Genomic DNA, 25239 nt, shown 5'->3' with positions numbered 1-25239 from the left:
TCTAGGTACTGCGCGTGTCCAAGATGATGGTCTTTACGGGGAACGCCAACCCCGATCTGGCTCGACGTGTCGTACGTCAGCTGCATATCCCTCTCGGTGACATCTCTGTCGGTAAATTCTCCGACGGCGAAATTACAGCCGAGATCAATGAAAACGTCCGCGGTAAAGACGTCTTCATTATTCAGCCGACCTGCGCTCCGACCAACGATAACCTGATGGAACTCGTCGTGATGGCTGATGCCTTCCGCCGCTCCTCAGCGACTCGAATCACAGCTGTAATCCCTTACTTTGGTTATGCCCGTCAGGATCGCCGTCCGCGTTCCGCACGTGTGGCTATCAGCGCGAAAGTCGTCGCTGACATGCTGACCGTGGTAGGTATCGACCGTGTTCTCACGGTTGACCTGCACGCTGACCAAATCCAGGGGTTCTTCGATATTCCGGTAGATAACATCTACGGTTCGCCAGTATTGGTGGATGACATCGAAGACCAGCGCTTTGAAAACCTGATGATCGTGTCCCCGGACATTGGTGGCGTCGTGCGTGCACGGGCTGTTGCCAAATCCTTGGGCGTGGACCTCGGGATCATCGACAAACGCCGTGAAAAAGCCAATCACTCTGAAGTGATGCATATCATCGGTGATGTCGAAGGGCGTACCTGTATTCTGGTTGATGACATGGTCGACACCGCCGGCACCCTGTGCCACGCGGCGAAAGCCTTGAAAGAGCACGGTGCCGCAAAAGTCTTCGCCTACTGCACACACCCTGTGCTGTCGGGCCGAGCGATCGAGAACATCGAGAACTCCATGCTGGACGAACTGGTGGTGACTAACACCATCCCGTTGTCCGCAGCAGCTCAAGCCTGTTCGCGTATCCGTCAACTGGATATCGCACCGGTAGTTGCCGAGGCGGTTCGCCGCATCAGCAATGAAGAATCGATCAGCGCGATGTTCCGTTAAGGGTCAAACCTTCGGATCATTTCACTGACGAAAAGCGCCCCGCCCCAGCATTCTGCTGGGGCGGGGCTTTTTTGCCCATATCGCCTTTAGCGCTGGTCGCAAACGCTGGGGCGAATGTGGTTATTTTGGAGATACAACATGAACGATTTTACTCTGAATGCTGAAGCGCGTTCCGACCTGGGGAAAGGTGCGAGCCGCCGCCTGCGTCGTCTCGCAAGCCTGGTTCCAGCTGTAGTTTACGGTGGCGAAAAAGCCCCTGAATCCATCAGCATGCTGGCCAAAGAAATCGCCAAACTGCTCGAAAACGAAGCTGCCTACAGCCACGTTATCGAACTGAACGTTGGCGGCACCAAGCAAAACGTAATCATCAAAGCTCTGCAACGTCACCCGGCCAAAGGCCACGTGCTGCACGCTGACTTTGTACGCGTTGTTGCTGGTCAGAAACTGACCGCGATCGTTCCAGTTCACTTCGTTGGTGAAGCGGCTCCGATCAAGAAAGGCGGCGAAATCTCGCACGTTGTTGCTGAGATCGAAGTTTCCTGCCTGCCAAAAGACCTGCCTGAGTTCATCGAAGTCGACCTGTCGGCCGCTGAAATCGGCGCCATCATCCACCTGTCCGACCTCAAAGCCCCTAAAGGCGTTGAGTTTGTCGCACTGGCTCACGGTGATGACAAAGCTGTTGCAAACGTACACGCTCCACGCGTTGCACCAGAAGCAGACGCTGCAGAGTAATTCACTCTGTAACGTCGGAGCTTGAGGAAACATCGCGGACCGGAACGTAGCGAGAAAGCGGGCGATAACGCGGCGTTTTACTCTTAAGTAAACAGCTTCTGTCGTCCACTTTCGCCGCACAACGGTTGCGGCGATGTTATCCACAACTCCAAAGGAAGGGCCCCTGTCGTGACTGCCATTAAACTGATCGTTGGCCTGGGAAATCCAGGCGCCGAATACGAACAGACCCGGCATAACGCGGGGGCCCTTTTTGTTGAGCGCATCGCCCACGCGCAAGGTGTGAACCTTGTGGCCGATCGCAAGTATTTTGGCCTGACCGGGCGCTTCTCGCACCAGGGTCAGGATGTTCGTCTGCTGATTCCCACCACCTACATGAACCGCAGCGGCCAGGCTGTCGCGGCGCTTGCGAATTTCTTCCGGATCAAACCCGAGGAAATCCTGGTGGCCCATGACGAACTGGACCTGCCACCCGGCGTTGCCAAGCTCAAGCTCGGCGGCGGGCATGGCGGGCACAATGGCCTGCGCGACATCATCGCGCAGTTGGGTAATCAGAATAATTTCTACCGTCTGCGGCTCGGCATTGGCCACCCAGGCGTTGCCAGTATGGTTTCAAATTTCGTCCTGGGTCGTGCGCCACGCGCCGAACAGGAAAAACTCGATGCCAGCATCGACTTTGCCCTCGGCGTGCTGCCGGATATCTTCGCCGGTGAATGGAACCGCGCGATGAAAAACCTGCACAGCCAGAAGGCCTGACTCTTACCGAGGGGAAACACCATGGGATTCAATTGCGGCATCGTCGGCCTGCCCAACGTCGGCAAATCCACCCTGTTCAACGCCCTGACCAAGTCCGGTATTGCGGCGGAGAACTTCCCCTTCTGCACCATCGAGCCCAACAGCGGTATCGTGCCGATGCCGGACGCTCGTCTGGATGCACTGGCGGCCATCGTCAATCCCAAGCGCATCCTGCCGACCACCATGGAATTCGTCGACATCGCGGGCCTGGTTGCCGGCGCGTCGAAAGGTGAAGGCCTGGGCAACAAGTTCCTGGCCAACATCCGTGAGACCGATGCCATCGCCCACGTGGTCCGCTGCTTTGAAGACGAGAACGTGATTCACGTCTCCAACAGCGTCGACCCGAAACGCGACATCGAGATCATCGACCTCGAACTGATCTTCGCCGACCTCGACAGCTGCGAGAAGCAACTGCAGAAAGTTGCGCGCAACGCCAAGGGCGGCGACAAGGATGCAGTGGTCCAGAAAGGCCTGCTGGAGCAGTTGATCGCACACTTCACCGAAGGCAAGCCGGCACGCAGCCTGATGAAGAACATGGGCGTCGATGAGAAGGCCGTGATCAAGGGCTTCCACCTGCTGACCACCAAGCCGGTGATGTACATCGCCAACGTTGCCGAAGACGGCTTCGAGAACAACCCGCTGCTGGACGTGGTCAAGGCCATTGCCGACGAAGAAGGCGCGATCGTGGTGCCGGTGTGCAACAAGATCGAAGCAGAAATCGCCGAGCTCGATGACGGCGAAGAAAAGGACATGTTCCTCGAGGCCCTGGGCCTGGAAGAGCCCGGCCTGAACCGCGTGATCCGCGCCGGTTACGAAATGCTCAACCTGCAGACCTACTTCACTGCCGGTGTCGAAGAAGTGCGTGCATGGACCGTCAAGGTCGGCGCCACCGCGCCACAGGCCGCCGGCGTGATCCACACCGACTTCGAAAAAGGCTTTATCCGTGCCGAAGTGATCGCCTACAACGACTTTATCCAGTTCAAGGGTGAGGCCGGTGCCAAGGAAGCCGGTAAATGGCGTTTGGAAGGCAAGGATTACATCGTTAAAGATGGTGATGTGATGCACTTCCGCTTTAACGTGTAAGTACCACGCGCAGCACTTGTCACCTACAAAAAAGCCGATGCATTGCATCGGCTTTTTTGTGGCCAGCACTTTAGTTAAAGCACCTAACAACCATATCCAAATACTCGAACTTCTCAGAAACCTCCTACTTACACGACAACCCTTTTATCCAACAACAATACAAACGGATAAAAGCCTTAACCTTATATATCTTTTCCTACATCAATCCGGCACATAACCCCCTGCACGACGGATGACAACTTTTATATTCTGCGGTTTACTGAGCTGGTACTTGCACACCGACTTTCCGACAGTGACGCAACAGCGAACATGGAGTATCAATCGATGTCGGCTCACGTCCTAGGGGATAACAGAACAGACGCCTCACTCATCGACGATCAGGAAATTGAAACCACGCTTAACAGCACCGCCACTCTCAATGTCGACATCCTGTTATTGGGAGAAACCGGTACCGGCAAAGATACACTGGCACAACGCATTCATACGTTATCGGGCCGGCAAGGTAATTTTGTTGCCGTGAACTGTGCAGCGATCCCGGAAAGCCTCGCGGAAAGCCAGCTGTTCGGTGTCAACAGCGGCGCCTATACCGGGGCAATGCAATCAAGGGCTGGATTCGTCGAAGCCGCCCACCTGGGTACCCTGTACCTCGACGAGATCGACAGCATGCCCTTGAGCCTGCAAGCCAAGCTCCTGCGCGTGCTGGAGTGCCGTGGAGTGGAGCGCCTGGGCTCGACTCGATTGATTCCCGTGGACATGCGTGTCATCGCGTCGGCCCAGCAGTCCCTGGACATCATGGTCGAGCAGAAAGCCTTCAGGCGCGATCTGTACTTTCGACTCAATGTGGTCAACATTCAACTTCCGGCCCTGCGGGAGCAGCCCGAACGCATCATCCCGCTGTTTCTGGAAATGATCCAGGAAGAAGCCGACCAATTCAAATGCGCCCCCCCACCACCGTCCAGCGGCCTGCTGCAACAACTGCTCTGCCACCCCTGGCTGGGCAACGTTCGCGAGTTACGCTCGACGGCGAAACGGTTTGTCTTGGGCCTCTCGCCGCTTTCAACTCCCGCGCGCAGCCAACCCTTCCCTCAACTAGAGCTGAAAGCACGCCTGCAACAAATTGAAAAAGCGTTTATTGAAGAGTCGATGAACCGCCACAACCACTGTGTGGATACCGTGTCCATTGAACTGGGAATTGCCAAACGCACGCTGTATTACAGGATGAAACAGTTGGACATATCACTGGATTGAGTTCCCCCCAACAGCTAACAAGAAGACCATGTAACCCCGCCCCACCAAAACGCCTTATTAAACTGCCGCTCAAGAAACATTCAGCAACATCGCAAACTGGAAACATCTGGAACGTTTTACCCGTAAAGGCCACGCAGTCATGGCCAGAAGCAAATTTATGTACAACCTTATACGTTGGCGTGATTTGAGCGATGGCCACTCAACAACCTCAGAAACCAGAGTAGGATTTTCATATGTCTATTAACGCACTAGGCGGTGGTAACACTTTTAATCAGGCAGATTCGTACATGAGCCGTTTAGGTGAGGCAGGCGGCGGCGGCGGCGGTGGCGGCAGCGAGGGAGCAGCCGAAGCCATTTACCAGAAGTTGTTGGCAGATTCAATAAAGAACGGCTGGAAGAGCGCTGTAGCAAAGGACATTCAAGCGGTGATCCGGGCGGGTAACGGTCAATAAGTACGGGATGATCGATTACCTTTCGGGCCTTCCCACCCGAAAGGTAATCATCCACCCCGCTCGACAGCCCTTTTAGTGCGCCTTTATGGACAGCTCCTGCCCTCCCCTAATTGAGTAGACACGCCATGCAAATAGTAGACGACCTCTTTTCACAGACAAGCAGGAGTGTTGGGCATAACCGTGCGGCACCGGAACAATCGACAGACCGTACGGACGTCAGTTTTTTCGCATCGATGCTCGACGGCTCACGCCCGATGAACACGGTCTCTGGCCGGCCTGATGTATCACTCCTTTTGACAGAAGCCTCCAAGCACCTCAGCAACTCGAGAGATGGCTTCGCAAAAATAACCCGCTCAACCAAAAAAGGTGCCGATATCGAGGCCATCAGCACTTATCCACGCGAGCTACATAACGCACAACTCACATCACAAGTGATGGTGAAGTGCCTTGCGAAGACAACACAATGCATCGACAAAATCGGCAACATGCAGTCTTGAGCATGAATAACTCATTGCTTGTCGTTTTAGTCTTGAGCCTGGCTTTTATATTGAACGGATGCAGTGACCGGGTGGAACTTCATCGCCAACTTTCCGAGCAGGAAGCCAATGAAGTCGTCGCCGAATTGGCTGACAAACATATTCGCGCACAAAAAATCCCGGCCAAAGATGGTGTCGTCGTGACGGTTAATACAAGCGATATCGGGCGCTCCGTACGCACCTTGGAAGCCGCCGGTCTTCCTCGAATGGCCAGGGCCACCATGGGGGATACGTTTCGCAAGGAAGGGGTAATTTCCACCCCGCTGGAAGAGCGTGCACGCTACATCTACGCCTTATCCCAAGAGCTTGAAACCACCCTGTCCAAGATTGACGGTGTCATCGTCGCACGCGTGCATGTCGTGCTACCTGAACGCATAGCACCAGGAGAGCCCGTCCAACCGGCATCCGCTTCCGTATTCATCAAGCATGATCCACGCCTGGACCCCGACAACATCCGCGCGCGGGTACGCAGAATGGTGGCGAGCAGTATCCCTGGGATGACGGCGGCAGTGGACAACCCGCAAAAACTCACCGTGGTGTTTGTACCTGCTTCCACTTATCAGGAACAACAACGCCTGGTGTACTTCGGCCCGTTCCTGGTACCCGGCGAAGATCTCGGATTCTGGCGAACCAGCATCATGGTTTTGCTGCTGGGCCTGGCTTCGGCCGTGGCCGCCACAATCGTCTTGCAAGTTCGGCGCAAGCGTCCTGCGCAGGAGCCGGTTTTTGCAGGCGACTCAACGGAGTCAACGCATGGCACCTAGACCCGATCCGCCCATGCATGAACAACTGGCCTGGGCTCAATGGTGGGCTTTTCCCTGGAAGGATGCTCATGAAGACTGGAGAGATGACAAGTACCGTGCCATTGAAAGGCTTTTTTATTACGGTCGGGCAGCGCCGCACAACCTTACGGGGTTTGCCGCCTGTCTGCCCGCTGCACCTCAAGCCACTGTGCTTCGGTTGGCCCTGGCCTCAACGGAGCAACTCAACCTGGTGCTGACATTGGTTAGCCACACGTTCAACCACGAAGCAGCGGCGCCATTGAGTGAACGTCATCATCAGTGGTGCATGCGCCTGGCCATGGCGTTGCCCCCTGCCATGCTGCCGCCACACTCCGACCCACTGCGACTGCTTCATAGCTGGGTTGAACCCGCTACCTGGCAGCGCCTTCGACTGCGCTTCCCCCGTACACGTGTGAACGAGGCTGAAATGGCAAACGCGCCACTCGAAAATGCTAGCAGCCGATTGAACACGCTCTGGCAGGCCGTCGTCTGGCGCGTCACGGCCATGGCGAGCGACACCGTGCCCCTGTCTCGTACAGACGAGGAAAGCAGTGATGTTATGCCGACATACTATTGAATTGCGCGAGGGAGCATCCGGTGCACAAGGCAGCCTCATCCGGCGGGAAGAGTTAGCCAATTGGGAACAAGCCAACCAGCTCTTGAGCCGCGCCAATGCCCAGGCCGACGAATTGATAAGCCGGACCGAGAAAAAATGCGAGGCATTGCTTGAACAAGCTTCACTGGAAATCTGGCAACGCGCCGATGCTCAATTCAAGCAATGGGAGCTCGACCGTCAAGTGATGTGCGACAACCTTGAACACTACGCGACCGCCATCACCAACCAGGCCATTCGCTGCCTGCTCGACGAGACCGCTGCCCCGCAAAGGCTTGCAGCACTATTGAAAAAGTTGTTGGCGAGTCAAGTCCAGGAAGTCAGCGCGACGCTGCTCTGCCATCCCCATGATATTGAGGAGATCAGAGAGTGCCTTGCCCGTCACAAGAGCAGATTCTGGAAGTTAAACGCCGACGACACGGTTCTTCCTCAGACGCTCGTTCTGAACACAGATGAAGGAGACTTCCGTATCAGCTGGGACGCCATGATCGACACTTTTTTCAATCAGGGAAAAGAGTACTCGATCGAGATCTAATCCTACGAGAGCGAAGACTTTATTTATATCCAGCATTCCGCCTTGGCTGTTTAATTCATTGATCGATAATAAAACGCAGAGGAAAAATCATGGACTTCTTCAAAGAGTTGACTCATTCGATTGCCCGCAACAAAACATCTGCCTATAAGGAGTACAAGTCCGGTTATGAAGAAAGCCTGGCAGCCGGAGATACTGAGTTATTCCACAATCTATTAATGCGCAAAGACGTGACGTTCGCGATTTATAATGAGCACGGCAAAACGGTCAACCAAATGCTCAAAACAACTATTGAAAGCTTCCAGTAAATGAAAGCGTTCGTGGGTAACTGGTTGAGCGGCGGCGAGAAGGAAATCACCCTCTTTGAAGGCGACGACGAAGTCACCCTGCAACATCTGGGTGACAGCGTTTTACTCGGCGCCCAACTGACCTGCGCGTCACCCGATAACCCCGCCTTGCAAGGCTGGCTGCGCCTGGGCGCAGCCAGCTTGAACCATTTCCAGGGTGCACTGGCGCAAAAAGCTGACACGGGGGCGCTATGGCTGATTCAAAGCCTGCGTTCTGACCGCGGAGAAGCCTACGTACTCGACTGCCTCGAGGCATTACTCAACCAACGCGACACATGGCGCGCAATCGTCGCACGCCTTGCTCGCCCAGCCCCCAACCTCAAACCAACCCCGCTACGTTCACGCTCGTACTAATCAGAGAACTGTCTATGCCTAACAAGACCCATAAGGGTAATTGCTTGTGCCTTGGCTCGCCCAGGGTTTCAGCCAAACGAGCCCATTGGCGCAATGTGTTCCTGTTTTTCTGGCTGCTGGGTTCAGCAGAAAGCGCGTTGGCCGCCATCCCTCCCGCGTGGAAAAACACCGCCTACGCTTATGAAGCCGAGCATAAGCCAGTGCGGGATGTGCTCGAAGACTTTGCCCAGACCTTCGGTACGCAACTGCAAATCGAGGGCCTGCTGGAGGGCATCGTCAATGGCAAGATACGCGCCAATACCCCGCAGTCACTGCTCGACCGCCTGGGAGTGGAGCACCGCTTCCAATGGTACATGTACAACAACACGCTCTTCATCAGCACGCTGGACCAACAAGAGTCCGCACGCCTGGAGGTCTCCTCAGAGACCATTGCCGACCTCAAGCAGGCCCTCACCGACATTGGCCTGCTCGATAGTCGCTTCGGTTGGGGTGAGTTGCCCGAGGATGGTGTCGTACTGGTCTCCGGCCCTCGGCGCTACATCGAACAAATCAAGCAGTTCAGCAGCCAACGCCGCTCAGCGGACGAAAAACAGGCGGTGCTGAGCTTCCCACTGAAGTTCGCCAATGCCGCGGATCGCCCCTTGGAATATCGCGGTACGACGCTGATTATCCCGGGCGTTTCCAGCATTTTGCGCGGGTTGCTGGAGCCACGCCCCAATGCCATGTCCTCGGCGATGGGCCAGCGCTCCCCCTCACTCCCCACCCCTCTGATGCCGAACGGTCCGCGCTTGAGCAATCCCTTGTTGGGGCAGATGCTCGGGGCAAACAGCAATATCATGCCGTTGGACAGTGGCGCGACCCTCACCCCACGCGCGCCGACGCCCACCAACCGGGTTCGCGTCGAAGCCGATATTCGTAATAATTCGGTGTTGATCTATGACATGCCAGAACGCCAGGCCATGTACCGCGAGTTGATCGCCCAACTCGATGTGGCACGCAAACTGGTGGAAATCGATACGATCATTCTTGATATCGAGCGCACGCAATTGCGTGAATTCGGCGTGAACTGGGGGTTTCAGAACAGCCGGTTCCGTGGCGGCGCAAATGTGGCACCGGGCACATCACAGCAGTTGTCGATTGAAAATCGCGACCGTTTCTATGCCGATATACGAGCGCTGGAAGCCAAGGGGCTGGCAACCATGGTGTCCAACCCTTCCGTGCTCACCCTGGAAAACCAGCCGGCGGTAATCGACTTCAATCGAACTCAATACCTGACCCCCGGACGTGAGAACGCAACCATCCAGGCGGTCACCGTGGGTACCAGCGTCCAGGTCGTGCCCCGCGTCATTACCAGCCGTGGAAGCCATCAGATCCACTTGGCCGTGGATATCGAGGACGGCACGTTCGACGAATCCAACCCCGAACGCAGCCTCAAAGACCTTGATGTTCGCCGCGGCAACGTCAGCACCCAGGCCGTCATGGCGGAGAAGCGCTCGATGGTGGTGGGTGGCTTCCACGTCACGGAAAGTACCGACAAGCAAAACAAGGTGCCGCTGCTGGGCGATATCCCGCTGCTGGGCAAGGCATTGTTCTCCTCGAGCGAAAGGCAGAACAATCGGCGTGAACGCCTGTTCATCATCACCCCACGCGTTATCGGCGACCAAGCCGACCCATCCCGCTACCTGCCCCAGGCAGACCAGGTCGAATTGCAGGCCGCCCTGGCACCGCTGGCCCGGCGATACGCCCCTCACCAGCCCGTAATCAAGCGTAGCGACATCATCAGCACCCTGGCGCACCTGGTGACGGGGCAAGTGCCCAAGGCTTTCAAGTTGGCGCCCATGCCCCTGGGGTTGAACACACTGTGCAGTACCCGCGACTTGCTGGCGTTGAGCGCCGAGCGCAGCCAGTGGTACGCAGGCCCTGAATACAACGTCGCGGTCGTGGTGCTGCGCAACACGTTCAACCGCAATGTGCGCATCGACGAAAAAGAATGCAGCAACTCGCAGACCCTGGCCGTCACCGTCTGGCCGCGCGCCTGGCTGAAGCCTGGAGAGGAAGCCGAAGTATTTATCGCCATGCGGCCAGTGGTGAAGGATGAACACCTGAGCGTCCCCCGCCCCACCTTGATTACTCCTCTTCAGAAGGTCCGACCATGAAACACCCATTGCTATGCGTCACCCTGACCGGCCTGGTGCTGCTCATCACTGGCTGTACCCCAACGTGCAAAGGTGACTCCTGCTCACGCCCCCAGTCGACCCCAGATAAGATGGTGATCTGGTGGCCATCGCAGATGCGCGTAGAGCCCGGCCCGGCCGGAGAGCGTGCGGATTACCAGACCATATCGCTGGAACGATGAGTACCGCGTAAATGCCCTCCGATCAACGTCAGGTATTTCTGGAGAACGTGGTGAGCGGCACTGCCGCTCACCTGCCGCTCGCTCCCGGCATCAAAGTGTGCGTCGAACGCCAAGGGCTAGCGCTGCGCGTCGCGCGCGAAGCGTTGCAAGCCAAACAATTGCAGAAGGTACTAGAGCGGCGCTTTGAGCAGGCCCAGATCTTCGATGGCTGCTTTGCCTACCTCGATGCCGACAACGCACTGGTGATCTGGCATGCACTGCCGACAACGCAGAACACCGCCGACAAGATCCTCAGCCGGATACTCGCGCTGGCCAACCTTGATGCCCTGGACGCCCACACCAACAGCTAATCAGCGCCGCTCCAGCTCCGGCAGTTCCAGGGTTTCACGTTTGGCGTCGTCGTCCAGCTCACGCAACGTGCGGTAGATCAACGCCACGGCCTGCAACGTCTGGCGAGGAATGCTGGTGCCGAGCCGGTTGGTGTAGAGCGTGCGGGCCAGCCATACACACTGGACCACCGGCACATCGGCCGCCTTCGCTTGGGCAATCAATTGACGGGCCTCAGCGTCCGTCCCTTTGCCAATCAGCAATGGCAACGGCGTCTCGCCGGGGCGGTAATACAGGGCGACCGCAAAGTGTGTCGGGTTGACCACCAGCATGTCGGCTTCCTCCAGCTTGGGCAGCTTGACCTTGGGTTCCTCCTGGGCCAATTGCTGGGCCAATGCGCGGCGCTGGCCCTTCACATGGGGGTCGCCTTCCATGTCCTTGTATTCCTTCGTGACCTCAACCTGTGTCATGCGCATACGCTTGGCGAAGAAATACTTCTGCAAGGTCAGATCGATCAGCGCCAACACCAGCAACAGCCCCAGACAGGCATGCAGCAAGTGACGGAACAACGCGATCAGCGCCAGCAGGTAACTTTGCAGATCGCTGTTGGCAAGGTTTATCAACGTCCCCAAGGAGGGCCAGACCACCACATACACAATCAGGCCCAGGAGGAACGCCTTGGCGATGCTCATCAGCAGCGTCATCAGCGACTGCGCAGAGAACATCTGCTTGATCTGGCTGATCGGGTTGAGGCGATTGAAATCCGGTTTCAGCGTGTCCGGAGCGAACAGCAAGCCGAACTGCATCCAGCTGCCAATCAGCTTCGCGGCAATCGCCAGCCCGGCCATCAACAGAGAGAACGAGAAGAACATGACCAGGCCCTCCATCAGCACCTCTTCCAGCGCCCGCACAAACGGCAGGCTCAAGCGCGACATCGGCAACACCAGCAGTTGCTGAAAGCGCAGCAGGCTGGTCTCGGCCGTGAACAAGGCGACCTCACTGATCGCCGTCAGCGCCAGCAGTTTGCTCACATCCTGGCTTTGCGAGACCTGACCTTTCTTGCGTTGGTCACGCAGTTTCTTGGCGGACGCCGGGTGCTTTTTTTCCCCCGAATCACTCACGGCGTCGGGACCTTGAACAAAAGCCCCAGGTAGTGCTTGAGGTCACCCAACTGGCTCATGCGCCCGACAATCAGGTCCTGCAACAAGGCAAAGTACAGCAACAAAATACCGATCCCCGCCAGGCACTTGACCGGCGGCGCCAAGGTACTCACTTGCAATTGCTGGCTATAGACACCCAGCAACGCAATGCCGAACTCCAACAGCAACAACACGGCAATAAAGGGCGCTGCGTAGAGCATCATGTGCATGAACGTGTCACCCAGCAGCCGGACAAATACGCTCATGCCCTCAGCGGCGGGTAGCGGAAACCACACGGTGGGTGGCCAGATCAGGTAACTGTCCCAGATCACCTGAGTCAACGCGCCCAACCCCAGGATGGCTATCAACAGGTAGATCGCCAGTTGCTTGAACATGTGCCCGATCGGTGTCGCGTCCGGCCCCAGCGACGGGTTCAGCTGGCCACCGGCCAAGGCTCCACGCTGGTTGTCCAACAGCGCGCCCACCGATTCGAACATCCAGAACGGCATCGACAACAACACCCCTAGCAGCAATCCCAGGACCACTTCCTTGATCACCAGCATACCGAGCATCAGTGCTGAAATGTCCTGCCCCGCCAGAGCAGCGTGAATGCCCGGAGCGGGCAGCAGCGCCATGACCATCACGACGGTGTGCCGGGGCAGGCCACGCACGTGTTGAAAACAGAACGCCGCCACCAGGATGCCACAGGGGTAGATACGCGCCATGCCGATAATCAGGCTGGGTAGATATTCAAGATAAAGCAGCACAGGCCAGGCCTCAGTTCAGGGCCGAACGGCCGATCATTTCAAACGTCAGGTTGATCAGCTGGATCAACTCCACGCCAATCCAGCGGCCTGTCAGGATCAATGTGACACCCACTGCCACCAGTTTGATGCCGAAGGGTAATGTCTGGTCCTGGATCTGCATCAACGCCTGTACCAGGGAGGTCAGTACCCCGACCACCACCGCCACGATCAGCGGCGGCGCCGACAGCACAACCACCAGCAACATGCCTTGCTTGAATAGCACGATAGGTTCCATACGCCTCTCAGAGATAGGAAAGGAACAGGCTGTCGAGCAACCGCGACCAGCCAGACACCAGCACGAACAGCAACAGCTTGAGCGGCAGGGAAATAGTCATCGGCGAGACCATCTGCATGCCCAGCGCGAGCAGCAGGTTGGAAACAATAAGGTCGATCACGATGAAGGGGATGTAGATCAGGAAGCCGATCTCGAACCCCGCCTGCAATTGCGATAGCACAAAGGCCGGAATCAGCAGGATAAGGTCCTCTCGCTGGACCTCCTGCGCCATTTTCGCAGGCCACAGACGTGCAGTGTTTTCCAGTAGATGGGTCAGCACATCCGCGTCCACATTGCGCAGCATGAAGGCGCGCAAGGGCTTGATGGCCTCATTACCGGTATCCAGAAACGTTTGCACGTTGCTCATGTCCAGGGGCGAAGCCTTGACGCTCTCGGCGATCTCATACCCCACCGGCGCCATGATAAACAGGGTGGCCGCCAGGGCGATTCCGTTGATGGCCATGCTCGGCGGGACCTGTTGTACGCCGATGGCATTGCGGGTAATCATCAGCACAATCACGATTTTCAAGAAGGCTGTGCAGACCACCAACAGCATGGGCATCAACGACAGCGCCCCCAGAAATATCGCCAGGACTATCGGGTCCAGCCCTTGAAGTATCATCGACCGAACACCACCCGGGACAACTGCAACCCCAGGCGTCCGTCGACCTCCACCAACTGCCCCTGGCCAATGGGCCGATCGCCGTAATACAGGCCCGCCATCGTGGGGGCGAAACCGGCAATGCCCAGCACCGAACCGGGCGCGAGGTTACGCAACTCCCCCAGGGTCAGGTTCAATGTTCCGCAGCGCACGCTCAGTGTCATGCTCAACTCATCGAACGGCTCAGGGCCGAATACATCCATGACGGGTTCATCGTCTTCCGGGCCCGCGTAATGAGGTACAGCTAAGTCTTCGTCCACGGATGTGTCCTCGATAGAAGTAAGCGTGAAACGCAAGCACCCGGCGTCATCGTCAATGCTGCCATGCAGGCGCGCTCTGCCGACCGGCACATAACCGCTGCCGCGGGCCTGGAAAAAACTCTGTTCAAGCACCAGCACATCGCCGGCTCGCAGGCCGCTGGCCTGTAGGATCGGGACCCGCAACCGCCCAAGGGTCACGGCAATTGCCAGTTGAAACGACAACGGCAGCGGCGCAGCCGTGGCCCGCCAGGCCCCCGCCCCGTGCAACGCCAAAAAGCTTTCGGGGCTCAGCCACACATAGCCCTCAACCCAGGATTCACCCAGCGTCACGGTGAGGCGGCAGCCAAAGCCTGTCGGGCGCTTGGTATGGAGCAATCGCACGTAACCCAACAGCGCTCGCACATCGGGGCTCAGGTGGTACTGGAACAACGTCCAGAACCAGGAGTCCGGGTCGTCACCGGCCCCTGCAAAGGTCACCGGACACTCCCCCAGCAGGCTGAGCAACGGCCCTGCCTTAGCGAGCGCCAGCACACCGCATTGCGTGTCGAAGCACAGCGATTCGCCGCCAGATGGCGGACGCCCAGGTTCGAGCCGCAACTCACCGGCCTGCCCCGCGACCTGAAACGGCAGGTGCAGGCCGCGGCCCAGTCGGTGGCGTGCGGCAACCACGTCACCCTTGATCGAAGGCAATGTCACTATCGGTACGATCATGGTTTACCGACGTTTGGCAGAACCAGGTTGACCGGCAGCCCCAGCGTTTGCGCAAAGCGGTCCTCACATTGTTGCCGTACGCCGCTGAGCCAGCGCGCAGTGGCGTCGTGTTCCGCCTCCAGCTCAATGGCCCAGGCGCCTTGTTCCCGGCGCACGCTGGCGTTGATCCGGCCCAGGCGTGGCAAGTACAGCACCGCCTGCAACGGCCACTGCGAACCGGCCAACACACGCGGCCCCAGCTGTTCGGCGAGCGCTTCGATCTGGGCGACACCCGCTGCTGATTTTTTCGCCGATAAGGAGGCTCCCGCTCCGCCGCCCTCCCGCTCATCAGCAAACAACCGTGCGAACAGTCGCCCTTGCTCCCAGGGCACTACGCCCGCCGCGCCCGGTTCACGCTCATCCCGTGGTTCACGCAGGCGTGGACGCTCAGTGGGTTTATTTGCTACCTGGGTCATGTCGACTCCTGTGCCAGTAAAAGAGAGAGCTCCTGAAGCTTTTCCACCTGCCGCAGGCATTCGGTGGCCTGTTTCTGGGCACTGCCAACCCGGTTTTCCTTTTCTGTCCGTTGGTTGCGCAACGCCTCGAGTTGCCCTTCTTCACGCTGGGTACTGGCGGATAAAGAGCGTTCCTGTGCGCTCCAGGATTTGAGGCCCTTCAAGGTCAGCGTCTGGCCCTGGTGCTGGCTGAGCAACTGAGCGCTTTGCCGGGCCTCCTCCTGCCGCGTGTGTTCAAGTGCATCCTGGGCCTGCCGGATGTGAACAAGCAGGGCCTGCTGCTCTCGTTTCGCCTCACGCAGGGCACGCTCGGCCCGATCGGCCCTGTGCCTGCGCAGACGCCGTAGCGTCTCCACTTCACCGAGCAGCACATCAGAATGGGACATAGGCCGTCAGCTCCTTGAGTTGCTCCAGCGTGGCCGCCATCGGCGTGGGCTCACGCAAATCCTGGCGAAGGAAACCGTCCACCGCCTGGCGGCTGTTCACTGCCAGGTCAGTCAGGGCATCGCTGCCAGGCTGGTACTCCCCCAGCTTGAGCATCAGCTCGATCTGCTGGTAGGCCGACAACAAACGTCGCAACGCCGTACCCGCGCGGATATCTTCAGGCTCGGCGACGTTGGTCAATATTCGTGAAAGGCTGGCCAGCACATCCACCGCCGGATAGTGCCCACGCTCGGCCAATTTGCGTGACAGCACGATATGGCCATCGAGCAGCGAACGTACTTCATCGGCCACCGGGTCACTCATCGAGTCCTGCTCGATCAGCACGGTGTAGATGGCCGTGATCACACCCTCGCGGGTCAACCCGGCGCGCTCAACCAGGCGTGGCAGCAAGCTGTATACCGAAGGTGGCAGGCCACCGCGTCCCAGGGGTTCGCCGGCAGCCAGGCCGATTTCGCGTTGGGCCCTGGCGAAACGGGTCAGGGAGTCGATCAGCAGCAACACCCGTTGCCCCTTGCGCCGAAAACCTTCGGCCAATGCCGTGGCGGTGAACGCGGCGCGGGCGCGCTCCATGCTGGAGCGATCAGAGGTGGCACACACCAGTACCGCTTTGGCGCGCAGTTGGTCATCCAGCTCATGGTCGAGAAACTCGCGCAATTCCCGACCCCGCTCGCCGATCAGGCCGAACACGATGACATCACACTCGACGTTACGGGCGATCTCGGCCAACAGGGTCGTCTTGCCGCAGCCGGCCCCGGCGAACAGACCGACGCGCTGGCCTTCACCGAGCGTCATCAATCCATCGATGGAACGTACTCCGGTAGCCAGCGCACGGTTGATCCGCGGCCGCTCGGTGGGCAACGGCGCTTCGCACAACACCGCACTGGTATCCGGCAGCTCGGCGTCGACAAACGCACTGGCCCCCAGCCCCGTGATCGGCCGTCCGAAACCATCCAGCACCTGGCCCAACAGCGCTGCGCTGACCTGCACCCGATGCGATACACCCAGGCGCTCGACACTGGCCCCCACACGCACGCCTTCCAGATTCCCCAGGGCACTGAGCACCGCATCCTGCTGATCGAAGCCGATGATTTCGGCGAGCATGCAGTCACCCGGCGTTTTTTCGACCCGGCACAAGTCGCCGATGCGCGCTTGAGGTAGCCGGCACTGCAACAGCATGCCGTTGACGCGCTGGATTCGACCGCGCATCGCCACCGGCGCAAAGCTGCTCAGCGCCTGGGCCTGACGCTGTTGCCAGGCGTCGAGGCGCACGTGCAATGGCGTACTCACCAGTGCACCTCGTAACGCTGCGTGCCATCAAACACCACCTTGCTGTTGTCGATCAGTACCAGGCGCAGCCCTTCCACCTGATCGCCAACAAAGAGTCGGCTGCCCTCCTCCAGAACCACGTGACCGTTTGGCCCGCCGACGATCTGCACAATCCTGAACGGCAATGCATCATCGCGCACACGCACACGGCTTATTACCGGTACCGCGCTGTCAAATTGCTCACCAAAACGACTGAGCATCCGCGCCACCAACTCCACATCGTCCTGGGACACGCCCCCACTGAGCACAACTTGGCCATTGATTACTTGCAAGCTGATCCGCTGGCTCAACTCACGCTCGCCGAGCATCTTCAGCAACTGCTGGCGCACGTCAAACGGTGAAGCCAATTCGTGTTTGTTCACCACCGCGGGCATCAGGGAAGCCTGCGCCTCGTGCTCCCCTGTGGAGGCCATGCCCACCACCGCGATGATTACCGCCATCACCAGCACCAGGCTAATCAAGCGCTTTTGCTGGATGGGTGAGATGGACGATAACTTCAGCGCCCGCGCCGGTTCATCCGGCGATGACGACGACGCTACGGATACCGGGGCCGGTGGCTGAGGCCACGGCTGCTCCGCCAAGGTCACACACAGACGTACGCCGCCCACCAGGAAGGGAACGTTCAACGCCAGGTGCGGGATCTGCGCCATGGCTTGGCCATCCGCTGCGTACACCAACTGCGCCTGGGCCTGCACCGACCAGTTGGCGTCGAAAAACCGCAGCAGAGCATGATGCTCGGCAACCTCTGGATCGCTCAGCACCAAGTCAGCGTCTGCCTGGGCACCGATGCTCCACTGTTCGCCGAACAACGGTAACGCGGCGCCCTGCCGCAGCCCATCAAGCACCCGCAACTCAAACATCATCAAGCCCTCCTTCCAACCGACCATGGCCGCGGGGTCATGCCGCTGCACCCCGCATCAACGCTTCCTGACCAAGGTCAATGCGCCCCAACACCTTGACCTTGGAGCTGCTCCCCAACTCAGCGAAAGACAGCACCGGCACATGGTTGAACTCTTCCAGCAACAAGGTGCGCAAGGGGCTGCGCAAGTCTTGCGCCACCAACATCACGCTTTTGGTCTTGGCCCTTAAGACAAAGGCCTGATTGAGCAGGCTGATAAGCGCCGCGCTGTGGTCCTCGCCCAACGCAAAGAACACCCCGGTCTGGGTCTGGCGCAGGGCTTCGCGCAGGATGTTTTCGCTCTGTGGCGACAACAGCCACGCATGCAGGCCGTCGTCCTCGCTGTACTGGTGGTAGATCTGCGCCTTGAGGGCAATGCGCGCATAGTCGGCCAGGGCTTCCGGCTCACGTTCATGCTGCCCGTATTCGATCAACGACTCGACGATCAGCCGCACCGCCCGCAGGGGTACACCTTCACTGGCCAGGCGTTGCAACACGGCTGAAAAACGCGACAGCGGCATAATGCGCTGCAGTTCCTGCACCAGCTCCGGTTGGTTTTGCTCCAGCCAACTCAGGATCGACTTGCTCTCCTGAATCCCCAGGAACTGTGGCCCGCTGAGCATCATTGCCTGCTTCATACGCTCGATAATCAGGCTCGTGGCGGTGAAGCGCTCCAGTTGCGGATCATCAAGCAGCGGATCATCAGGAGGCAGCCAGAGCCAATCCTGTTCATCCCGCTCGACCAGCCCCGGTATGGCGTGCTCAGGCTCAACCGTCAGCGCGTTTCGCGCAACGGCCACACGGGCAACCACCGACGCCCTGACCATGGGCACTTCATGCACGCAAAAACGCATTTCATCGTCGGCCAGGGCGTCATCGAGTTCGACTTCGAACGGCGGCAATGTCAGGCCAATGTTGGCGACCAGCGAGTTTCGGGCCTGGCGAATCCCATGAATCAGATCCGTCACTTCGGGTGTCCCGCGCAGGACGGGGGAAAACTGCAACAGGTAGGGGCGCGACGGATCAAATCCGCGCAAGTCCTCTTTACCGTTCTCTTCGGGGCGCACGGCGGTGGCGGCTTCATTGGGGGGCTTTTCCTGTCGAGCACGCTGGCGCACCAGGAAGTAACCCAGGCTGCCGGTTATCAGCGCAATCAGGATAAACACCAGGGTCGGCATGCCAGGTACTGCAGCAAACGCAAGCATCCCCACCGACGCAATCACCCAGCTTTTCGGCTCGCTGGTCATTTGCCGGGCAATTTCGGCGCCCATGTTAGTGATGCCTTTGCGCCCGTCCGGCGCCACGCGGGTAATAATCATGCCGGCAGTCAGGGAGATCAGCAGCGCGGGAATCTGTGCAATCAGGCCATCACCGATGGTCAGTACCGAGTACAACGCCATGGAGTCGGCAGCGCTCAAGCCGTGCTGGAACATGCCCGTGGAAAAGCCTCCCAACAGGTTCACCACGACGATAATCAACCCGGCGATGGCATCGCCCTTGACGAATTTCATGGCGCCATCCATGGCCCCGAACAGTTGGCTTTCACGCGACAGCTGATCGCGCTTGTCACGCGCCTGAATGCCGTCAATCAGCCCGGCACGCAAATCGCTGTCGATCGACATTTGCTTGCCCGGCATGGCATCCAGGCTGAACCGCGCCGCGACCTCGGCGACCCGCTCCGAACCCTTGGTAATCACCAGGAAGTTGACCAGGGTCAGGATCAGGAAGATCACCATCCCTACTGCCAGGTTCCCCCCCACCACGAAATTACCGAACGCCTCGACGATATCACCGGCGTCCTGCTCCAACAGGATCAGGCGTGTGGTCGCGATCGACAGGGCCAGCCGAAACATGGTGGTCAACAACAGAATCGACGGGAACGACGAGAATGCCAGAGGGCCAGGCAGATAAAGCGCCAGCACGATCAGCAGGCAAGATATGCAGATATTGAGCGCAATCAGAATATCTACCAGCCAGGTCGGCAGTGGCACGATAAAGATAAAGACAATGGCCATGACGACTACGGCGCCCAGCACTTCGGCGCGCTGTGCGACTTTGAGCAACATGCCGTTGATGGTTGACAGCAGGGTCACCTCAGATCCCCGCCATCGCAGGAAAACGCTGGGTTCCACCGTCGAGCCGGTTCAGCTCGTCCATCACCACTATAAAGCTGAACAAGGCTTCCTCACGGACCCTACCGTCAGGCCATAAGGCCAAAGGCAGCTGCCGGAGCAGAGGGTAAAGCGCATTGAGAGCTGGCAGTTTCCTCGAGGGCGCCCCCCCCCCCCCAGCTCGTCCCCCAACCTCAGGATTTCCTCGGCGGCGATACCGCTGCCGGCGTAGCCAAGCAGGCGCTGCAGCAGGGGAACGGCGTCCTGCTCGATACCCAGTCGCAGGTTCAACGCCAGGCAACCGGCCAACACGCCACCCAACTGCCCACAGCTTCGCAGGCCCAGCAGCAAGGAGCGCAACAATGATGTGGGCATCGATGAGACCTTGGCGGCGATATCGTCCGCCAAGGCTTTACGCATCACATTGATCCCCTCATGGAAACGTTCGCCGCCATACACACCCCAGCAGGGCTTGCATCATCGTCGCCAGGGATTGGCGCGTGACCACACTGGCGTAGTAGAGCGACCGTAGCGCTTGGCACTCCTGTGGATCAACACAGGCCGCCTGCAATGAGAGGGCAATGTTCAGGCCAGCCTGAATCTCGCCTCTGAAGCGGGCTGCCAGCTTGGCAAGCGCTGCGCGTGCCAGGGCGGCCTCATACTTACGTACCTCAGTGTCCGCCTGAGCCGCCATATGCTTGAGCACCACGAACGCACGAGCCGGATCCCCGCCTGCGTTTTCGAGCAACTTGCCGACATTCGCGTTTTTCAGCAACTGCATCCTGAGTCGACGCGAAACCGCGGCCATGCTCGCCTGGGCCGGATGACCCAGCTGGTCGTACAGCTGCACCATCTGTTCAGCCGGAGGCACGCGCACCCCCATATGCCGCTGGTCCAGAGGGAGCTTATTGAGTTGTACTTCCTGATTGAACAGATGGGCCAGCTCATCCACCCCCCTTACCGGCGCGGGCACGGAGGCATTGCTGACAACGCGTTGATCCAGGTGCTGGACTGTTTGCACATCGCTAGGGGATTCGACTTTCATGGGCAGGCCAGAGCAGAAAGAGTGTTTCCCTGTGTGGCGAAGCCTAGCCATCTGGTTCCATCGAGATTCAACGCCACTGCAAGTTTGAAAATACTTGCAAACGCCCCGCCTCCTCACGTGCCAGAGACTGCACAAAAACGCTTCAATTCAAGATATTTATTTATATAAATCAATTGGTTACATGACTTTCCCCCTTTGGCACAAGCAGTGCAATCAGGCTCTCGTCGATACATTTCGACTGCGTCTACATTGAGGAAAAAATCATGAATATCCCAATTGAAGCTTTAGTTCACCTCGGTGGCCGTTCGCCTCACTTCATGCTCCACCTGACAGACGATCAACAGAAAAAACTCCGGCGCTTCATTCACAAACGGGTGCTCAACCCAGAAGATGCGGATGACCTTCTGCAACTGACTTACCTGGAAGCCTGGCGCAATCGCGAGCGCTTCAATGGCAGCGCGACGCTCAGCACTTGGATGTGCGGCATCGCGCAGAACCTGATCCGAAATCACTTCCGGCGCCTGTATGCCAAGCCCGCCCATTGTGAATTCGACGAGTCCCTGTGGCATGGCCAGGAAGAAAACAACAGCCTGGACTGGGAGTTTGAAATCAACCGCCGCCTGGAAAATACCCTGAGCGCTATCAATCACTTGCCCATAGAAATGCGCAAAACGTTATACGCCTCGCTGGAAACCGACGGCAGCTACCAGGACACCGCCGACGTGCTGGACATCCCGATCGGCACCGTTCGCTCACGCCTATCGCGAGCGCGCGAACAACTCAAGCGCGTCACCCATAACTCGCGACACCCCTAAGTAAGGCTACGCGTTGGGCGACAGGGATATCTGCCCAACCGGGTCACACGCCAACGGCACCAAGGGGCCATCACCGCGCCCCTCGTCGATCGCCCCCCACCGAAAAACCGCGCCCTCCACCTGAATTCTTCAGCGCAGAAACATCAACGCCCACCGCGCCACTCGTCGCGGATTCAGCCTATTTCGCTTAAACAGTTGAAAGCGTAGATAAAAATTAAAAATAAACGCTTGACGCATTCCCGTTCTCCGCGAATAATGCGCGCCACTTGGCTACATAGCTCAGTTGGTTAGAGCATAGCATTCATAATGCTGGGGTCCGGGGTTCAAGTCCCTGTGTAGCCACCAAGTACTAAAAACGGCTTACCGAAAGGTAGGCCGTTTTTTTATGCCTGCGGAAAAGTACCGCACACATGCGTTCAAAAAAATCCGCCATCTGTACGTCGACGCCCCCACTGACCCACTGTTAGTGTCCTGCCTCCCCCACACGGAGCGCCCCCGATGAAATTGGACATCTACCAAGTCGACGCTTTCAGCCAACACACCTTCGGCGGCAACCCGGCGGCCGTCTGCCCGCTGACCGAATGGCTGCCCAACGAACAACTGCACAACATCGCCGCCGAGAACAACCTCTCGGAGACCGCGTTTTTCGTGCCGCGTGGCGATATCTATGAGCTGCGCTGGTTTACCCCGGAAGTCGAAGTGGACCTGTGCGGCCATGCCACGCTGGCAGCGGCCTGGGTATTGATCCACCAGTTGGCGGACGCCCCCGAAGTGCTGCGCTTTGCCACCCGCAGCGGCGAGCTGCGGGTGACACGCAATGGCGACGAGCTGGCGATGGACTTCCCGGCCAAGCGCCCGGAGCGTTGCGAGCCGCCGGCGGGGATGTTGAGCGCGCTGGGCATCGAGCGCGCCGAAGTCTTCGGCACCGATGACTACATCGTGCTGGTGGACAATGAAGCCCAGGTCGCCGCGCTGACCCCGGACTTCGCCCGCCTCAAGGGCCTGCCCAAACGCGGGATCGCCGTGACAGCCAAAAGCGCGCGGTTCGATTTTGTCTCGCGCTGGTTCGGGCCGAACGTGGGCGTCAATGAAGACCCGGTCACCGGTTCCGCCCACACCTCGCTGGCACCGTTCTGGGCCGAGCGCCTGGGCAAGCAGCAAATGACCGCCGAACAAGGCGGCAAGCGCCGTGGCCAGTTGCGCTGCGAGCTCCAGGGCGACCGCGTAATCATCTCGGGCAACGCCGTGCTCTACCTGCAAGGCACGATTTACCTGTAAAACACCAAGCCCCAAGGACAACAGATCATTCTCAAAATGAACGGAGTTCAGCGCGTGTTTTCGATTTATCGCCGGCCGTTGTCGGTCTTGGCTGCGACCCTCACCCTGGCCGCCTGCCACAGCCCAGTCACCGAACAACCACCGGCACCGGAGCTGGGCTCGGGCTACCGCAGCGACCTCACGCTGCGGCATGCCGAACGCCACATGGCCGCCGCCGCCAACCCACTGGCCGCCGCAGCCGGGCGCGAGATGCTGCGCCAAGGCGGTTCGGCGATTGACGCGGCGATTGCGATGCAGGCCGTGTTGACCCTGGTGGAGCCACAGTCGTCGGGCATTGGCGGCGGTGCATTCATCATGCTGTGGGACGGCCAGAACGTGCACGCTTATGACGGCCGCGAAACCGCACCGGCCGGGGCGACCGAGCGCTTGTTCCTGAGGGCCGACGGCACGCCGATGGGGTTTGCCGAGGCGCAGATCGGCGGGCGTTCCGTCGGCACGCCGGGGGTTTTGCGCGCGCTGGAAATGGCCCACGAAAAGAGCGGGCGCCTGCCCTGGGCTACGCTGTTCGAGCCGGCGATTCGTTTGTCGCAGCAGGGCTTTGCGATTTCCCCGCGCCTGCACGCGCTGATTGCCGCTGACCGCTACATCCCGCAGTCGCCGGACATGGCGGCGTATTTCTTGAATGCCGATGGCACGCCCAAGGCCACCGGCACGCTATTGAAAAACCCGGCGCTGGCCGCCGTGTTCCAACGCATCGCCAAGGAAGGGCCAAACGCGCTGTACCACGGGCCGATTGCCGCTGAAATCGCACGCAAGGTGCAGGGCCACGGCAACGCCGGGAGCCTGTCCCAGGCGGACCTCCAAGGCTACAGCGCCAAAGAGCGTGCGCCGCTGTGCACCGACTACAAGCAATGGAAAGTCTGCGGCATGCCGCCGCCGTCGTCGGGCGGGATTGCCATCGCGCAGATCCTCGGCACCCTGCAGGCGCTGCAAGCGCGCAACCCGCAACAGGCCATCGCGCCGATGACACCGCGCAAGAGCGCCTCACCGGCCGGCCTGGAACCGACGCCCGAGGCCGTGCACCTGCTCTCCGAAGCCGGCCGCCTGGCGTTCGCCGACCGCGCGCTGTACGTGGCCGATGCCGACTTCGTTCCCGTGCCGCTCGCCGGTCTCGTCGCCCCTGAATACCTGGCCAAACGCGCCGCCTTGATCGGCGAACGCAGCATGGGCATCGCCAAGCCCGGCACACCAGCGGGCATCGCAGTGGCGTACGCCCCAGACCGCTCGCCGCTGCGCATCTCCACCTCGCAAGTGGTGGCGGTGGACGACCAGGGCGGTGCCGTGTCGATGACCACCACGGTCGAAGCGGCATTCGGCGCCCATGTGATGGTCCAGGGCTTTTTGCTCAACAACCAGATGACCGACTTCTCGTTCATCCCCGAGGAAAACGGCCAGCCCGTAGCCAACCGCGTCGAGCCCGGCAAACGCCCGCGCTCGGCCATGGCGCCGACGCTGGTATTCGACCGCCACAGCGGCGAGTTGCTGGCCACCGTCGGCTCGCCGGGCGGCTCGCAGATCATCGAGTACGTGAGCAAGTCGCTCGTGGCGATGCTCGACTGGCAACTCGACCCGCAAGCGGCCATCAGCCTGCCCAACTTTGGCAGCCGCAATGGCGCTACCGAACTGGAAGCGGGCCTGTTCAGCCCAGGGTTGAAACAGGCCCTGAAAGACAAGGGCCATGCCCTCAGCGAGATCGATATGACCAGTGGCGTGCAGGCCATCGTGCGCACCCGCGATGCCCAGGGCAAAGTGTCACTCAGTGGCGGCGCGGACCCTCGACGTGAAGGCGAAGCCCTCGGCGACTGAA

At 59.2% G+C, this 25239-nt stretch carries 28 protein-coding genes, 1 tRNA gene and 1 pseudogene; 19 read left to right on the top strand and 11 right to left on the bottom strand.

From position 1 onward, the window contains the following. Positions 1-14: 14 nt before the first annotated feature. From PSH87_RS03825 to PSH87_RS03755, 15 genes are all read left to right on the top strand, one after another. On the top strand, positions 15-956 hold the full coding sequence (locus PSH87_RS03825) for a ribose-phosphate pyrophosphokinase (protein ID WP_003208392.1): 942 nt from the start codon (positions 15-17) through the stop codon (positions 954-956). A gap of 138 nt (positions 957-1094) precedes the next feature. Further along, positions 1095-1688, top strand: coding sequence for a 50S ribosomal protein L25/general stress protein Ctc (locus PSH87_RS03820; protein WP_017735149.1), 594 nt, complete (start codon positions 1095-1097; stop codon positions 1686-1688). Between the two features lie 168 nt (positions 1689-1856). After that, the gene (gene pth / locus PSH87_RS03815; protein ID WP_017735148.1) at positions 1857-2441 is read left to right on the top strand and encodes an aminoacyl-tRNA hydrolase; all 585 of its coding nucleotides are present in this window, start codon (positions 1857-1859) and stop codon (positions 2439-2441) included. A 21-nt stretch (positions 2442-2462) separates the two neighbouring features. Next, positions 2463-3563, top strand: a complete 1101-nt coding sequence (gene ychF, locus PSH87_RS03810) for a redox-regulated ATPase YchF (RefSeq protein WP_017735147.1) — start codon at positions 2463-2465, stop codon at positions 3561-3563. A gap of 324 nt (positions 3564-3887) precedes the next feature. Then, positions 3888-4811, top strand: coding sequence for a sigma 54-interacting transcriptional regulator (locus tag PSH87_RS03805; protein WP_305432623.1), 924 nt, complete (start codon positions 3888-3890; stop codon positions 4809-4811). A gap of 233 nt (positions 4812-5044) precedes the next feature. Next, the gene (locus PSH87_RS03800; RefSeq protein ID WP_305432622.1) at positions 5045-5263 is read left to right on the top strand and encodes a type III secretion protein; all 219 of its coding nucleotides are present in this window, start codon (positions 5045-5047) and stop codon (positions 5261-5263) included. Positions 5264-5388: 125 nt separating this feature from the next. Then, on the top strand, positions 5389-5760 hold the full coding sequence (locus PSH87_RS03795) for a type III secretion protein (RefSeq protein ID WP_305432621.1): 372 nt from the start codon (positions 5389-5391) through the stop codon (positions 5758-5760). A 2-nt stretch (positions 5761-5762) separates the two neighbouring features. After that, positions 5763-6563, top strand: coding sequence for a type III secretion system inner membrane ring lipoprotein SctJ (gene sctJ, locus PSH87_RS03790; RefSeq protein ID WP_305432620.1), 801 nt, complete (start codon positions 5763-5765; stop codon positions 6561-6563). A 13-nt stretch (positions 6564-6576) separates the two neighbouring features. Then, positions 6577-7158, top strand: a complete 582-nt coding sequence (locus tag PSH87_RS03785; protein ID WP_305432619.1) for a type III secretion protein — start codon at positions 6577-6579, stop codon at positions 7156-7158. Continuing rightward, positions 7136-7729 carry a type III secretion system stator protein SctL gene (gene sctL / locus PSH87_RS03780; RefSeq protein ID WP_305432618.1) on the top strand — a complete coding sequence of 198 codons (594 nt, stop codon included), beginning with the start codon at positions 7136-7138 and terminating at the stop codon, positions 7727-7729. The genes PSH87_RS03785 and sctL overlap by 23 nt, the downstream gene beginning before the upstream one ends. 89 nt (positions 7730-7818) lie before the next feature. After that, a complete protein-coding gene (locus PSH87_RS03775) occupies positions 7819-8034 on the top strand; it encodes a type III secretion protein (RefSeq protein WP_305432617.1) in 216 nt (71 codons plus the stop codon). Continuing rightward, a complete protein-coding gene (locus PSH87_RS03770; protein WP_305432615.1) occupies positions 8035-8427 on the top strand; it encodes a type III secretion protein in 393 nt (130 codons plus the stop codon). Between the two features lie 14 nt (positions 8428-8441). Further along, positions 8442-10583: a type III secretion system outer membrane ring subunit SctC gene (sctC, locus tag PSH87_RS03765; protein ID WP_305432614.1), complete on the top strand. Its 2142-nt coding sequence runs from the start codon at positions 8442-8444 to the stop codon at positions 10581-10583. Continuing rightward, the gene (hrpT, locus tag PSH87_RS03760) at positions 10580-10783 is read left to right on the top strand and encodes an HrpT family type III secretion system protein (protein ID WP_305432612.1); all 204 of its coding nucleotides are present in this window, start codon (positions 10580-10582) and stop codon (positions 10781-10783) included. The genes sctC and hrpT overlap by 4 nt, the downstream gene beginning before the upstream one ends. An 11-nt stretch (positions 10784-10794) precedes the next feature. Then, positions 10795-11133 carry a transcriptional regulator gene (locus PSH87_RS03755; protein ID WP_305432611.1) on the top strand — a complete coding sequence of 113 codons (339 nt, stop codon included), beginning with the start codon at positions 10795-10797 and terminating at the stop codon, positions 11131-11133. Here PSH87_RS03755 and sctU read toward each other — a convergent pair whose 3' ends face one another. The 11 genes and pseudogenes from sctU to PSH87_RS03700 all read right to left on the bottom strand — a co-directional run bounded on the left by sctU (position 11134) and on the right by PSH87_RS03700 (position 21279). Continuing rightward, positions 11134-12231: a type III secretion system export apparatus subunit SctU gene (sctU, locus tag PSH87_RS03750; protein ID WP_305432609.1), complete on the bottom strand. Its 1098-nt coding sequence runs from the start codon at positions 12229-12231 to the stop codon at positions 11134-11136. Continuing rightward, complete coding sequence (gene sctT / locus PSH87_RS03745) at positions 12228-13016, bottom strand: type III secretion system export apparatus subunit SctT (RefSeq protein ID WP_305432608.1); 789 nt, start codon at positions 13014-13016, stop codon at positions 12228-12230. The genes sctU and sctT overlap by 4 nt, the downstream gene beginning before the upstream one ends. A 10-nt stretch (positions 13017-13026) precedes the next feature. Further along, positions 13027-13290: a type III secretion system export apparatus subunit SctS gene (gene sctS / locus PSH87_RS03740; RefSeq protein ID WP_014716816.1), complete on the bottom strand. Its 264-nt coding sequence runs from the start codon at positions 13288-13290 to the stop codon at positions 13027-13029. 7 nt (positions 13291-13297) lie between these two features. Beyond that, positions 13298-13951, bottom strand: a complete 654-nt coding sequence (gene sctR, locus PSH87_RS03735; protein ID WP_257780757.1) for a type III secretion system export apparatus subunit SctR — start codon at positions 13949-13951, stop codon at positions 13298-13300. After that, positions 13948-14961 (bottom strand): FliM/FliN family flagellar motor switch protein, encoded by a 1014-nt coding sequence (locus PSH87_RS03730; protein WP_305432605.1) that lies wholly within the window; start codon positions 14959-14961, stop codon positions 13948-13950. Before PSH87_RS03730 ends, sctR begins: the two co-directional genes overlap by 4 nt. Further along, positions 14958-15416 (bottom strand): type III secretion system HrpP C-terminal domain-containing protein, encoded by a 459-nt coding sequence (locus PSH87_RS03725; protein WP_305432604.1) that lies wholly within the window; start codon positions 15414-15416, stop codon positions 14958-14960. The genes PSH87_RS03730 and PSH87_RS03725 overlap by 4 nt, the downstream gene beginning before the upstream one ends. Then, complete coding sequence (locus tag PSH87_RS03720; protein ID WP_305432603.1) at positions 15413-15841, bottom strand: YscO family type III secretion system apparatus protein; 429 nt, start codon at positions 15839-15841, stop codon at positions 15413-15415. The genes PSH87_RS03725 and PSH87_RS03720 overlap by 4 nt, the downstream gene beginning before the upstream one ends. Further along, positions 15828-17186 (bottom strand): FliI/YscN family ATPase, encoded by a 1359-nt coding sequence (locus tag PSH87_RS03715; RefSeq protein ID WP_305432601.1) that lies wholly within the window; start codon positions 17184-17186, stop codon positions 15828-15830. Before PSH87_RS03715 ends, PSH87_RS03720 begins: the two co-directional genes overlap by 14 nt. Continuing rightward, entirely contained in the window at positions 17183-18085 is a 903-nt protein-coding gene (locus PSH87_RS03710) for an FHA domain-containing protein (RefSeq protein ID WP_305434248.1), read from the bottom strand. The genes PSH87_RS03715 and PSH87_RS03710 overlap by 4 nt, the downstream gene beginning before the upstream one ends. A gap of 37 nt (positions 18086-18122) precedes the next feature. Continuing rightward, on the bottom strand, positions 18123-20216 hold the full coding sequence (gene sctV, locus PSH87_RS03705) for a type III secretion system export apparatus subunit SctV (protein ID WP_305432600.1): 2094 nt from the start codon (positions 20214-20216) through the stop codon (positions 18123-18125). A gap of 1 nt (position 20217) precedes the next feature. Further along, positions 20218-21279: pseudogene (locus PSH87_RS03700) on the bottom strand (HrpJ domain-containing protein). A 263-nt stretch (positions 21280-21542) separates the two neighbouring features. Between PSH87_RS03700 and PSH87_RS03695 the strand changes: the two are divergent. The 4 genes from PSH87_RS03695 (at position 21543) to ggt (ending at position 25238) form a co-directional block, all read left to right on the top strand. After that, complete coding sequence (locus PSH87_RS03695) at positions 21543-22094, top strand: RNA polymerase sigma factor (protein WP_305432599.1); 552 nt, start codon at positions 21543-21545, stop codon at positions 22092-22094. 268 nt (positions 22095-22362) lie between these two features. Next, positions 22363-22439: transfer RNA gene (locus PSH87_RS03690), tRNA-Met, on the top strand. A gap of 153 nt (positions 22440-22592) precedes the next feature. Then, positions 22593-23372, top strand: a complete 780-nt coding sequence (locus tag PSH87_RS03685) for a PhzF family phenazine biosynthesis protein (protein WP_305432598.1) — start codon at positions 22593-22595, stop codon at positions 23370-23372. Between the two features lie 36 nt (positions 23373-23408). Continuing rightward, entirely contained in the window at positions 23409-25238 is a 1830-nt protein-coding gene (gene ggt, locus PSH87_RS03680; protein WP_305432597.1) for a gamma-glutamyltransferase, read from the top strand. Position 25239 lies beyond the last annotated feature (1 nt).

The organism is Pseudomonas sp. FP453 (assembly GCF_030687495.1).
Lineage (GTDB): Bacteria > Pseudomonadota > Gammaproteobacteria > Pseudomonadales > Pseudomonadaceae > Aquipseudomonas.
The sequence above is the reverse complement of the archived record's forward strand: the minus strand, read 5'-3'. Positions and strand labels throughout refer to the sequence as shown.

What these genes read in the sequence shown, in the direction of transcription:
- PSH87_RS03710 (WP_305434248.1), bottom strand. Translation starts at nt 18,085, where the DNA reads ATGTTTGAGTTGCGGGTGCTTGATGGGCTGCGGCAGGGCGCCGCGTTA.
- sctJ (WP_305432620.1), top strand. Translation starts at nt 5,763, where the DNA reads ATGAATAACTCATTGCTTGTCGTTTTAGTCTTGAGCCTGGCTTTTATA.
- sctS (WP_014716816.1), bottom strand. Translation starts at nt 13,290, where the DNA reads ATGGAACCTATCGTGCTATTCAAGCAAGGCATGTTGCTGGTGGTTGTG.
- PSH87_RS03775 (WP_305432617.1), top strand. Translation starts at nt 7,819, where the DNA reads ATGGACTTCTTCAAAGAGTTGACTCATTCGATTGCCCGCAACAAAACA.
- ggt (WP_305432597.1), top strand. Translation starts at nt 23,409, where the DNA reads ATGAACGGAGTTCAGCGCGTGTTTTCGATTTATCGCCGGCCGTTGTCG.
- PSH87_RS03755 (WP_305432611.1), top strand. Translation starts at nt 10,795, where the DNA reads ATGCCCTCCGATCAACGTCAGGTATTTCTGGAGAACGTGGTGAGCGGC.
- PSH87_RS03730 (WP_305432605.1), bottom strand. Translation starts at nt 14,961, where the DNA reads ATGATCGTACCGATAGTGACATTGCCTTCGATCAAGGGTGACGTGGTT.
- PSH87_RS03800 (WP_305432622.1), top strand. Translation starts at nt 5,045, where the DNA reads ATGTCTATTAACGCACTAGGCGGTGGTAACACTTTTAATCAGGCAGAT.
- PSH87_RS03795 (WP_305432621.1), top strand. Translation starts at nt 5,389, where the DNA reads ATGCAAATAGTAGACGACCTCTTTTCACAGACAAGCAGGAGTGTTGGG.
- PSH87_RS03805 (WP_305432623.1), top strand. Translation starts at nt 3,888, where the DNA reads ATGTCGGCTCACGTCCTAGGGGATAACAGAACAGACGCCTCACTCATC.
- PSH87_RS03725 (WP_305432604.1), bottom strand. Translation starts at nt 15,416, where the DNA reads ATGACCCAGGTAGCAAATAAACCCACTGAGCGTCCACGCCTGCGTGAA.
- sctR (WP_257780757.1), bottom strand. Translation starts at nt 13,951, where the DNA reads ATGATACTTCAAGGGCTGGACCCGATAGTCCTGGCGATATTTCTGGGG.
- PSH87_RS03720 (WP_305432603.1), bottom strand. Translation starts at nt 15,841, where the DNA reads ATGTCCCATTCTGATGTGCTGCTCGGTGAAGTGGAGACGCTACGGCGT.
- hrpT (WP_305432612.1), top strand. Translation starts at nt 10,580, where the DNA reads ATGAAACACCCATTGCTATGCGTCACCCTGACCGGCCTGGTGCTGCTC.
- sctC (WP_305432614.1), top strand. Translation starts at nt 8,442, where the DNA reads ATGCCTAACAAGACCCATAAGGGTAATTGCTTGTGCCTTGGCTCGCCC.
- PSH87_RS03820 (WP_017735149.1), top strand. Translation starts at nt 1,095, where the DNA reads ATGAACGATTTTACTCTGAATGCTGAAGCGCGTTCCGACCTGGGGAAA.
- PSH87_RS03685 (WP_305432598.1), top strand. Translation starts at nt 22,593, where the DNA reads ATGAAATTGGACATCTACCAAGTCGACGCTTTCAGCCAACACACCTTC.
- PSH87_RS03770 (WP_305432615.1), top strand. Translation starts at nt 8,035, where the DNA reads ATGAAAGCGTTCGTGGGTAACTGGTTGAGCGGCGGCGAGAAGGAAATC.
- sctL (WP_305432618.1), top strand. Translation starts at nt 7,136, where the DNA reads ATGTTATGCCGACATACTATTGAATTGCGCGAGGGAGCATCCGGTGCA.
- ychF (WP_017735147.1), top strand. Translation starts at nt 2,463, where the DNA reads ATGGGATTCAATTGCGGCATCGTCGGCCTGCCCAACGTCGGCAAATCC.
- PSH87_RS03695 (WP_305432599.1), top strand. Translation starts at nt 21,543, where the DNA reads ATGAATATCCCAATTGAAGCTTTAGTTCACCTCGGTGGCCGTTCGCCT.
- PSH87_RS03785 (WP_305432619.1), top strand. Translation starts at nt 6,577, where the DNA reads ATGCATGAACAACTGGCCTGGGCTCAATGGTGGGCTTTTCCCTGGAAG.